The following is a 10744-nucleotide window of genomic DNA, read 5'->3' as shown; positions in this document are numbered from 1 at the left end:
GCTTTGGAGCGGTCCAAATGGGTCAAGAAAAAAGCCGCGCGACTGTTGAAGCTGAATACGAGATCATTCCGGTACCGACTGGAAAAGTATGCTATAAAAGGAGGTCGTGACTAAGAGTTATTCGGAACCTTTCTCTAGTCCCTCGCCGTCCGCTGTGACCGTGCTCGCTCCCGCAAAGATCAATCTGGTTCTCCGAATTCTTCATCGCCGTGCTGACGGCTTTCATGATCTATGGTCGATCATGCAAACGGTTGGGCTTGAGGATACGATACGGATACGCCTTGCTCCCCAACTGCAAGATATTCAACTCCATTGCGATTCCAGACAGTTAGCCGCGGATCGAAGCAACCTTGTCTATCGTGCTGCGAGGGCAGTTCTGGACCGTGCAGGGCGATCGATCGGGGTCAAAATCGAACTGGAGAAGCGAATTCCCATGGGGGCTGGACTCGGGGGAGGCAGCAGTGATGCAGCTGCAACTCTTATGGCGATGAACCATCTTCTGAGGCTTGGCTGGTCTGCTCCGCAGATGGCTGAGCTCGGGCAAACATTGGGAAGCGACGTGCCATTTTTTCTGTTTGCGCCATCTAGCATTGTGGGCGGTCGCGGGGAAACCGTCAAGCCTGTGCGGATTGGCGGCACGAAATGGGCTATTTTAGTCAATCCAGGCTTTGGGGTCGAAACCAAATGGGCCTACCACGAATTAGCGTCGACGAGGAAGGCCGTGTGTCCGCTTTCGTCACAGCTTAAGGAACTGGACAGGGAAACATCGATCACGTGGGAAGAGCTGACTGAGGCGGCTGAAAATGATTTCGAGGCTCCCGTCTTTGCACGATACCCGGTCCTGATGGACATCAAGCAGGGATTAGTGTCGAAAGGTGCTGAGATCGCGCTTCTCTCTGGGAGCGGAGCCACGGTATTCGGGTTGTTTTCAGACGAGGGCAAAGCTCGAATGACCGAAGCCCATATAGCTTCAATAACTTTAATGAGACAGTTCAAAGTCTTCGTGGTTCCGACCTGTTCGACGCCTCTGACGGTAAAGGAGCTATGACGATCCTCATACGGGCATTCCCTCCTTTCGGTTGACAAGCACCTTTAAAATTCGTTACTGTTTATCTTCTTTGTTGGCTTCCTCAACAGCGCGTAGCGAAACAAAGGTAGGCGGGTTCGAGAGTGCCCACCACCGACGCCCGCCGTCGAGACGAACCACATACGATACCAGGACCTTCGTTACTGTATCCGAGGACCGTTCGAGGAATCGATGAGCAGAGAATTGATGATTTTCTCTGGCACTGCGAATCCGGCCCTTGCCCAGGAGATTTGCGCCTATTTAGGCGTGAAACTTGGAGAGGCAACGGTTTCGTCGTTCAGTGACGGAGAGATCCGGATCAAGATCGAGGAAAACGTTCGAGGAGCAGACGTATTCGTTGTTCAATCCTCCTGTCAGCCGGTCAACGATTCCCTTATGGAGCTTCTGATCATTATCGATGCACTGAAGCGATCCTCTGCCAACCGTATCACTGCCGTTATTCCATATTTCGGTTATGCTCGGCAGGATCGCAAGGATCAGCCACGTGTACCGATTACGGCTAAGCTCGTCGCTGATCTTATTACAACTGCCGGGGCTGATCGGGTTCTGACTATGGATCTGCATGCCGGGCAGATCCAGGGTTTTTTCAACGTCCCCGTCGATCACTTGTACGCGCTGCCGGTACTGCTCGACTACATCACGAAGAAAAAGCTCAATGATCTGGTCGTTGTATCGCCGGATGCGGGAGGTGTGGAACGTGCCCGTGCTTTTGCGAAGAGGCTTCAGGCCAACCTGGCGATTATTGATAAACGGCGAGAAGGCCCCAATCAAGCGCAGATTATGAACATTATCGGAGACGTACAGGGCAAGAGTGTACTGCTGCTCGATGACATGATTGATACAGCCGGGACCATTGTTCAAGGGGCACAAGCTTGCGCAGATCAAGGTGCAAGAGAGGTATGGACTGCCTGTACGCATGCCGTGCTGTCGGGACCAGCACTGGACCGGTTGCAGAAATCCTGTCTCTCGCAGGTCATTGTGACCAACACAATTCCGTTGCGGGGCAAAGAACAAATCTGCCCGAAATTACACCAGCTGTCAGTAGCGCCCTTACTAGGTGAAGCCATCAGGCGGATTCATGAGGATGAATCCGTGAGTTCGTTGTTTGCCTAAAGGGGGGACTGCGATAATTAAGTAAGAAAGAAGGGGACGGAGGGAACATGAAATTCGATTTAGCGGTAGAACTGAGGGAAAAATCCGGTAAAGGAGCAGCGCGACAGTTACGTCGAGACGGAAGGGTGCCAGCTGTGCTCTACGGACAAGGGGATTGCCTGCTGCTTACGATGGAGCCGGAATCATTTCTCAAGATTCTCAAGTCCCAGTCTGGCAGCACCGCGCTCATCTCGCTATCTATTACAGGAGCAAAGTCGAAGCCAAAGCGAACTGCCCTGCTTCGCGATTTTCAGCTCGATCCAGTCGACGGGAAAGTATTGCATGCTGATCTCTTCGAGATTTCAATGGACAAACCCATTCGCGTCAAGGTGCCGGTCCATGTGGTGGGGAGTACGCCGGTAGGAGTGAAGGAAGGCGGCATTCTTCAGTACAATGTGCGCGAATTGCATATCGAGTGTTTACCTGGGATCTTACCGGATCATGTTGAGGTAGATGCGTCGCCATTATTGGTCGGACAGGGTATTCATTTGAAAGAGATGGCCAAGCTGGAGGGTATCCGCTATCTCGACGATCCTGATACGATGGTGGTGAGCGTCGCCGTACCGATGTCCGATGCCAAGCTGGAAGCGTTGCTTTCCGCCGGGGCAGAAGGAGCAAAGGAACCTGAGGTAGCAGCGAAAGGCAAGGTAGTGGCTGAAGGGGCAGAGGGTGCCGAAGCGGCCAAAGCCGGAGCTGCCGCTCCTGCCGGAGAGACGAAAGCCAAGGAAGGCGGTGCCGCAGCTCCCAAAGGTGAAAAGAAAGAAGCGGAAAAGAAGAAGTAACGTTGCGCCTCATCGTTGGACTGGGCAATCCCGGTGGCTCTTATGCCCAGACCCGTCACAATGTCGGGATGTGGGCCGTCGAGCGTGCTGCGGCTCGATGGGGGATCAAATTCTCCAGACGTGGCACGGCTTATCGAGGCTCCGGTCGGTGTGGTTCCGAATTGATCGAGCTCGCCGGCACCCTCGATTTCATGAACGTGACGGGTTTCCCGCTCAAAGGTCTGCTGCGTGAATTAAAGCTCACCACCGACGACCTCATTCTCGTCCACGACGATCTCGATTTAGAACCCGGCCGACTCCGCATCAAAAAGGGTGGGGGGAACGGCGGGCACAACGGTATTAAGTCAGTCATCGAGGTGTTGGGCACACCGCATTTCCTCAGATTCAAGATAGGCATTGGACGTCCGGCGCCAGGACAAGATGCTGCGGACTATGTCCTGGAAACTGTCACAAGAGTTGAAATGGATGTCATCGATCCTTGTATCGAGCGGGCCGTCGATGCGCTGGAATGCCTGATCCACCGAGGGGCTGAAGCAGCCATGAATCAGTTTAACGTGAGAGAGAAGCCTAGCGAAGAGGAAGAAGGATAGCAGGTATGGGCTTGTGTTGCGGAATGATCGGGTTACCGAATGTTGGGAAGACCACAGTGTTCAACGCCCTTACCGGAGGCGGCGCTCTGGCGGCCAATTACCCCTTCGCAACAGTCGATCCGAATACCGGTATTTCAATTGTACCCGACCCCCGCCTCATCAAGCTCACTGAAATCTTCAAATCAAAAAAGACCACTTACAGCACACTGGAAGTGCGGGACATTGCCGGTTTAGTGGAGGGGGCCAGCAAAGGGGAAGGGCTCGGCAATCAGTTTCTTGGGCACATCCGCGAGGTGGATGCATTGTTGCACGTCGTGCGCTGTTTTCAAAGCGGAGACGTCGTTCATGTTAACGGCAGCGTAAATCCCATCCGCGATGTGGGGGTCATTGAGACAGAGCTCATGCTGTCTGATCTGGAAACACTCGATCGGCGCAAACAGAAAACGGAAAAAAAGGTCAGAGCCGGAGACAAGAAGGCGGCGTTCGAAGTTGAATTTCTTGTCAAGCTGATAGGCCTGCTCGATAAGGGGGAATGGCTTGGTAACTTGAGCTATACGCCAGAGGAAAGAGTTCTCCTAAATGAGTTCCAGCTCCTGGCGGCCAAGCCGGTCCTGTTCGTTGCGAATGTGTCGGAGGGCAAGGATGCGGATGAAACGATGGTCCAAACCGTGCGGGACTTTGCGGCCAAACGCAGTGCCCGTGTCGTGACGATCTGCGGACAGCTCGAAGCCGAACTGTCGTCATTGCCGGAGAACGAACGAGGGGACTTTCTTAAGGAGATGGACCTAACTGAATCGGGTCTTGTACGGCTCACACGCGAAGCCTACGCGCTCCTGAACCTCATCACCTTCTTTACCGCTGGTGAAACAGAGTCCCGCGCCTGGCCGATCCCACAAAATACAAAGGCACCACAAGCGGCTGGCAAGATCCACTCGGATATGGAGCGGGGCTTCATTCGCGCCGAGGTGTATCACTACAGTGATCTGTTGGCTTGTGGGTCGGAAGCGAAGGTGAAGGAGAAGGGCCTGTTCCGTCTCGAAGGTAAGGATTACGTCATCAAAGAAGCGGACGTTGTGTATTTCAGGTTTAACGTCTAGCCACTCTTAATTCAGCGGGAGGATGGAGGCTACTTGCCCAACGCTCCGAGTTGACTGCGCCAACACTTTCGCTTTAACGAAACTTCTAACAGCGCCTGCCGTCAGCTTTGTGGACCCCATCGTCGGGAGAAGTGCGGTGTCCTCGCCTCCGCGATTGCGCGACCAGCCTCCACCCTATCCCTTCAGAAGAATCAAATGGGCTTGCAAGGTAGAATTAAATCCTGCATCTCCTCACTATGCAAATTGTATTGTTGTCTGGTTTGAACGGGAGACTTGTTCTAGCCGTTCATTGAATCGTTGCCTCCCCGACTGAATCCTCAAGTGGTCTGGGTACCCGGCATCTCTGCCGAAGAAGTATGAAAATGGGCGGCACACAAAAATGTGCCCTTGCCGCTGTTAAGCTACCCCGCGGGGGGCTGCCGGCGCGTTGTGGAGGGCTTGGACCTCAGAGGCAAAGGGGGGCAGCTTCGTCTGATGCCGGCAGCCTCTACCTCGTTAAGGTGTCTCTGGAAATCAAGCGAGTAGTGGACTCCAGCCCGGATCCATTCGTGATATAAAGGTATCCTATCCCATAGCTCAATGTGAGAAGCGTCTATTCGATGCCACTCTATGTTCTCGCAGCCGTAATGCTCTGGCTCGCTGCAGTTTCATCTGCTCTCGCTGGGGGACTCAGGGTCGAGTCACTAGTCGTGAGGGGCGGGATGAGCGGGAGTTCTCCGATTGGCGAAGAACAGAGGATATATTTTCAACAGGCCGATGTTGGGGCGACGAGTCGTTTACCTTGGGAATGGGAGGCGGGAGGCGATTGGGTGCTCGGCAGCCGTATCTTGGGATCGGTCGGTGTTCTTCGAGGCGAGGAGGAGACCAACGGCATTGTCACGTTAGTTCCCCTCAATGTGACCTTAGGACGAAAAGATAAGTTGCTCTCGATTGATATGGGAGTGGGTGGTGCGCTGCTGACCGACAACAAATTCGGCCAACAGAAGTTCGGTGGAGCGTTCCAGTTTGTGTGGACCTTCGGTGTCACGAGCCGACTCGCCGGTCCACTGGGCCTCGGTTATCACTTTCAACATTATTCTGATGCTACACTCTACGGTTCAGACAGTCGCGGCGTCGACCTGCATCTCTTTGAACTCATCTATTGGTTCGAGCCGCGGAAGTAGGACAGGATTCCAGCCCCCCATCACTTACGTGGCTGTATCCTCCTGGCAAGTCCTGATTCAATCTCCTGAATCTACCGCATGATGATTTTTCTCTAATTCGCCTTCCAGCCCTTCACATTCCCCAAAACCTTCTTGGTAGAATGAATGCAGCCTCGCCTCTTTCAACGGAGGACACTATGTGGGGCAAGGGGTGGTTCTCACAACGGTTTTTTCTCGGTATCTTCCTCTTGATCATCGGGTTCGGTACAGCTGTTTCTGCCAGGGCTGAGTGGTATGTGGCCGGGCAGGTCGGCGCGAATTTCGCGGATGCATTGCGCGATGTCGAAGGAACTGGACCGTTGGGCGGTTTGGTCGCTCCCGATTTCGATTTGAAGAACAGCGTAGCCGCTGGAGGGAAGATAGGGGTCTTCCCTTTTCATGGCCCACTAGGTTTGGAGGTGGATGCTTTCCACAGTAGCCCCCATGTGAAGAACCTTGATGAGATTCCCGGGATCCACCTTGCGGTGACGAATATCGGTGTGAACCTCCTGCTTCGCTACCCTGGCAAGACGTTCCAACCTTATGCCGGAATTGGTCCTGCGATACTCGTTGCCCGGCTCAGTAACTCGGCCACGACCCAAGATGATACGGATGTGGCGGTCGGATTAAATATTCCGGTCGGCATTCGGGCATTCGTTCATCCGAAGGTGGCCCTCTTCACCGAATACAAGTACACAGAAGCGAAATTAGAGTTCAACGGTGCGTTTGGCACAGCCGGCGGTTTTGATAGCACCTACCGTGCGCACCAACTGTTCTTAGGAGTGTCGTACCATTTTTGAAAACGGGGTGGACCGTTGAGACGATTGATGCTATCCGTTTCAGGGGGATTTCCCGGGAGGGCTCTCCGGCGAAGGCCCCTATGTAGTCTCTCAACCAGAAACAGTAGATTAGCTGGGTTTGCGAGCGCAGGGATCAGTGCCCTTCGTTGACAGGCCGTTGAAGGCTATGGTACCGTCCACCAATTTGTAAGCCTCATATAGAGGCGCCCACACCTCGCTCCGGCCTTGGGCCGGGGCCTTTGTCCAGGAGGATTCCGCATGGAGCACTACGAGTCTCTATTTATTATTCGTCCGTCCATCACCGACGAAGAAACGAACGCCTTAATTGACAAGATGAAGGCGGTTGCCGAGAAGACCGGCGCACAGTTTATCAAGTCGGAAAATTGGGGCCGAAAGAAGTTGGCTTATGAAGTCCGGCGGGAACGCAAGGGCACCTATGTCTATTTCTACTTCAAGGCGCCGAACAACACGGTCGGCGAATTAGAGCGCTCCTATCGGTTGGAGGACAATATCATCAAGTTCCTCACTGTCCACCTTGAGAAGGAATTGGTGCCACGTAGGGCTGCGGAGCCGGCCGCTGAGGAGTTGACCGGTGGCCGGGTTTAACAAAGTTATTTTGATCGGGAATCTCACCCGCAATCCAGAACTTCGGTACACGCCAAATGGGACTCCCGTCGCGTCTCTGGGATTGGCGGTGAGTCGCCGGTACAAACAGGGCGATGAGCTGAAAGAAGAAGTCTGTTTTGTCGACGTCGTGGTATTCGGCAAACAGGCAGAGCATTGCGGACAATATCTCAGCAAAGGGAACGGCATCATTGTCGACGGACGATTACAGCAGCGCCGGTGGGAGACGGAAGACGGCCAGAAACGTAGCAAACACGAAGTTGTCGCGCAGACGGTGACGTTTCTGCCTAAGCGAGGAGATGGGGGAGGAGGTGGCGGAGGTGAGACTGCTGCCCACGAGGATCCCAGCTACGACTATGAAGAACCTCAATAACGTGTGAAGAGGGAGAATGGTTATGGAACGTGAACGTGGTGGAAGCGGTGGCGGACGAGGTGATAGCGGTGGTGGCGGAGGCGGACGTTTCTTTCAACGTCGGAGACCCTGTCGTTTCTGTATCGAAAAAGGGCCAATCGATTTCAAGGACGTCGGTCTTTTGAGGAATTTTTTAACAGAACGTGGGCGCATCGTCCCGCGTCGCATCTCCGGGAATTGTTTGGGCCACCAACGTGAATTGACGACCGCGGTGAAACGCGCCCGTCATATCGCACTGATCAGCTTCGCCGAAGAACGGTAAGCGACGATTTTGGGGACGGATATGCAGGTAGGTGCTGCGATGGGATTGCTCACACCGCTGATTGCGGACATCACAGCTGAAGGGCTTTCGTTAGTGGGTGAGGTGACGGCTGAAGAATTGGCCCTCTCCGAATCCGACGCCGTGATCCGTGCTCCGCTCTCCGTGAGTTTGGATCTGACGAACGCTGACGGTATGATCGCCGTAACCGGCGTACTCGAGGGGACGGTGGTTCGGCAATGCGTTCGCTGTTTAAGAGACTACGACGATCCTCTGGCATTCTCAATCCGTACTGCGTTTGCCCATGAAGGGCATGAAACAAAAGGTGTCGGGCGTCATGCGAAGCCAATCGATTTCCGCAAAGGCCGGCTTACGCCGACCACGAAGGAAATAATCGAGGTTGAGGAAGAAGACGAGGGAGACGATCGATACTTTTATCAAGGTGATCATCTTGAGCTCGCACCGATGCTTCGCGAGCACATCATCTTGGCAGCGCCGATGCAGCCGCTCTGCCGGGAAGGCTGTCCAGGGCTGTGTGCGCAATGTGGGAAAGATTTGAACGAGGGACCTTGTGAGTGTCCTGCGGAGCCGCCGGCAACCGGGATTAGGGTAATCCGAGGGACGAAACACTAATCGGTTGACTGGAGGAGCAGGGAAGCTTCACAGGGACCGGCTGTTTGGAGGAAGAACCATGCCAAATCCGAAACATAAACATTCGCGGGCCAGGCGCGATAAGCGACGCACGCAAAAATTGCGGGTGACACCACCCGGCATGTCGGTCTGCCCGCAATGTCACGAGCTCAAGCTGCCGCATTACACCTGTTTGAACTGCGGCACCTATAAGGGCAAGGCGGTCATTCAGGTCGAGGAAGTTTAGCAAGAGTGTCTCAAGTCGTCCGACTGTCCGACGTTTGGGTCGGGCTGTCGGACCAGCACAAAACGGTTTTCACCAACTCTGTTGCGTCCTTGACCGTACTTCTCTAAAATTCCACAGTATTCCAACCTGTTAGATGGTCCTTCCGCTTGATGAAGGAAGGGGACTCCAGCAAAGCATGACAATGTCACGGATGAAGATTGCGCTCGATGCGATGGGTGGCGACCACGGTCCAGTTCCCTGTATCGAGGGTGCCCTCAAAGCGGCGCAGGAGTTGAATGTCGACGTGATCTTGGTCGGCGACGAGAAGGTGCTGTCCCACGAATGTCATCGACTGGGTTGCACGGATGGTCGGCTTACGATCAAGCACGCACCGCAGGTGGTGGGGATGCATGAGTCGCCAGCCGCCGTGGCCAGAAAGAAGCGGGATTCCTCGATCTGGATTGCGACGGAATTGGTGAAGAGCGGTGATGCCAGTGCTGTCGTAAGTCCTGGAAACACAGGCGCCAGCATGGTGGCGGCGTTCTTCGTCCTTGGATTGATCAAGGGTGTTGAGCGGCCGGCCATTGCAACGAGTCTGCCGACGCTCACCGGCGAAGCGATTATGTTGGACGTCGGCGCCAATGTGGATTGTACAGCCCAGCATCTCGCCCAGTTTGCCATCATGGGTAACGAATATGGTCAGCAACTGTTCAAAAAACCGAATCCGCGTGTCGGGCTTTTAAGCATCGGGGAAGAGGACAGCAAGGGTAATGAAGTCACAAAGGAAGCCTTCAGGCTCTTGAAGAACAGCGGGTTGAACTTCATCGGTAACGTCGAGGGCCGTGATGTCTACAGTGGTAATGCGGACATCGTCGTCTGTGACGGATTCATCGGGAACGTGGCCTTAAAGATTTCGGAGGGTGTTGCAGATACCATCAAGAAATTGCTGATCAAAGAAATCTCAGGGTCTTTCTTTGGACGATTGGCCTATCCGCTGATCGCCTCGCCACTACGTAATCTGAAACGCCGCATCGACTATGCAGAATTCGGCGGAGCGCCGCTTCTTGGCGTCAACGGGATTACCATGATCTGCCACGGCCGTTCCTCGGCGAAAGCAATCAAGAATGCAATTCGCCGGGCCAAGAATTTGGCTGAAAGCCACGTTGATCAATTGATTCAACGCGACATCGAAGAAAGTCACGTGCAGAGCCGTCCGGCGGAGGGGTCGTCCGCATGAGGGCCCGTATCACAGGCACGGGAGCCTATGCGCCATCCAGAGTCCTGGCCAATAGCGATCTTGAGAAAATGGTTGCGACCTCGGATGAGTGGATCACCGAGCGCACGGGGATTCGGGAACGTCGCATCGCCGGCAGCGGAGAAGCTTGCTCCGATCTAGCGTTGAAAGCGGCGCAGCGTGCCCTCGATGCGGGCAAAATCGGTGCGGCCGATCTCGACATGATCCTGCTTGCGACCTGTACCGGCGATTATCCACTGCCGGCAACTGCCTGTTTGATTCAACATCAATTGGGCGCGACACGTGCCGCCGCCTGCGATCTCTCCGCAGCATGCTGCGGGTTTGTGTATGCGCTTTCGGTTGCGGATGCCTATGTCAGAACAGGTATGAAGCATGTGTTGGTGATCGGGTCGGAAGTCATGTCGGCCATCACGGATTGGACCGATCGCAACACGTGCATATTGTTCGGCGACGGAGCCGGTGCTGCAGTTGTTAGTGCGAGCGAAGGGGATCGCGGCATTCTTTCGACGCAACTGAAGTCCGATGGCGCACTCTGGGAATTGATTGCTGTGCCGGGGGGTGGGTCGCGAATGCCGCCGTCTGAAAAAGTGATTGCCGAGAAGTTGAACTGTATTAAGATGAAGGGCAATGAAACGTTCAAAGTTGCGGT

At 54.4% G+C, this 10744-nt stretch carries 15 protein-coding genes; all 15 read left to right on the top strand.

Translation table 11 applies throughout. The features are described from left to right. Positions 1-3: 3 nt before the first annotated feature. Positions 4-114 (top strand): helix-turn-helix domain-containing protein, encoded by a 111-nt coding sequence (locus ACWVCN_RS00810; protein WP_455243603.1) that lies wholly within the window; start codon positions 4-6, stop codon positions 112-114. After that, positions 107-1048, top strand: coding sequence for a 4-(cytidine 5'-diphospho)-2-C-methyl-D-erythritol kinase (gene ispE, locus ACWVCN_RS00805; RefSeq protein WP_455243602.1), 942 nt, complete (start codon positions 107-109; stop codon positions 1046-1048). The genes ACWVCN_RS00810 and ispE overlap by 8 nt, the downstream gene beginning before the upstream one ends. Before the next feature lie 210 nt (positions 1049-1258). Beyond that, on the top strand, positions 1259-2200 hold the full coding sequence (locus ACWVCN_RS00800; protein ID WP_455243601.1) for a ribose-phosphate diphosphokinase: 942 nt from the start codon (positions 1259-1261) through the stop codon (positions 2198-2200). A 47-nt stretch (positions 2201-2247) separates the two neighbouring features. Further along, positions 2248-3021 (top strand): 50S ribosomal protein L25, encoded by a 774-nt coding sequence (locus ACWVCN_RS00795; protein WP_455243600.1) that lies wholly within the window; start codon positions 2248-2250, stop codon positions 3019-3021. 2 nt (positions 3022-3023) lie between these two features. Continuing rightward, complete coding sequence (pth, locus tag ACWVCN_RS00790) at positions 3024-3611, top strand: aminoacyl-tRNA hydrolase (protein ID WP_455243599.1); 588 nt, start codon at positions 3024-3026, stop codon at positions 3609-3611. A 5-nt stretch (positions 3612-3616) separates the two neighbouring features. Beyond that, positions 3617-4708, top strand: a complete 1092-nt coding sequence (gene ychF / locus ACWVCN_RS00785) for a redox-regulated ATPase YchF (protein ID WP_455243598.1) — start codon at positions 3617-3619, stop codon at positions 4706-4708. A 599-nt stretch (positions 4709-5307) separates the two neighbouring features. Next, complete coding sequence (locus tag ACWVCN_RS00780; protein ID WP_455243597.1) at positions 5308-5871, top strand: acyloxyacyl hydrolase; 564 nt, start codon at positions 5308-5310, stop codon at positions 5869-5871. A gap of 176 nt (positions 5872-6047) precedes the next feature. Further along, positions 6048-6689, top strand: a complete 642-nt coding sequence (locus ACWVCN_RS00775; protein ID WP_455243596.1) for an outer membrane beta-barrel protein — start codon at positions 6048-6050, stop codon at positions 6687-6689. A gap of 258 nt (positions 6690-6947) precedes the next feature. Then, a complete protein-coding gene (gene rpsF, locus ACWVCN_RS00770; RefSeq protein ID WP_455243595.1) occupies positions 6948-7295 on the top strand; it encodes a 30S ribosomal protein S6 in 348 nt (115 codons plus the stop codon). Further along, a complete protein-coding gene (locus ACWVCN_RS00765) occupies positions 7282-7686 on the top strand; it encodes a single-stranded DNA-binding protein (RefSeq protein WP_455243594.1) in 405 nt (134 codons plus the stop codon). The genes rpsF and ACWVCN_RS00765 overlap by 14 nt, the downstream gene beginning before the upstream one ends. Before the next feature lie 16 nt (positions 7687-7702). Continuing rightward, entirely contained in the window at positions 7703-7987 is a 285-nt protein-coding gene (rpsR, locus tag ACWVCN_RS00760) for a 30S ribosomal protein S18 (protein ID WP_455243593.1), read from the top strand. A 39-nt stretch (positions 7988-8026) separates the two neighbouring features. Next, on the top strand, positions 8027-8617 hold the full coding sequence (locus tag ACWVCN_RS00755) for a YceD family protein (protein ID WP_455243592.1): 591 nt from the start codon (positions 8027-8029) through the stop codon (positions 8615-8617). Positions 8618-8675: 58 nt separating this feature from the next. Then, a complete protein-coding gene (rpmF, locus tag ACWVCN_RS00750) occupies positions 8676-8861 on the top strand; it encodes a 50S ribosomal protein L32 (RefSeq protein ID WP_080886403.1) in 186 nt (61 codons plus the stop codon). Positions 8862-9036: 175 nt separating this feature from the next. Then, positions 9037-10077, top strand: coding sequence for a phosphate acyltransferase PlsX (plsX, locus tag ACWVCN_RS00745; protein ID WP_455243591.1), 1041 nt, complete (start codon positions 9037-9039; stop codon positions 10075-10077). Further along, positions 10074-10744, top strand: a 671-nt coding sequence (locus ACWVCN_RS00740; RefSeq protein ID WP_455243590.1) for a beta-ketoacyl-ACP synthase 3, incomplete at its 3' end; no start/stop codon positions are given. The genes plsX and ACWVCN_RS00740, both read left to right, overlap by 4 nt.

Source organism: Petrachloros mirabilis, assembly GCF_975968855.1.
This window is presented reverse-complemented; position numbering and strand designations above follow the sequence as displayed.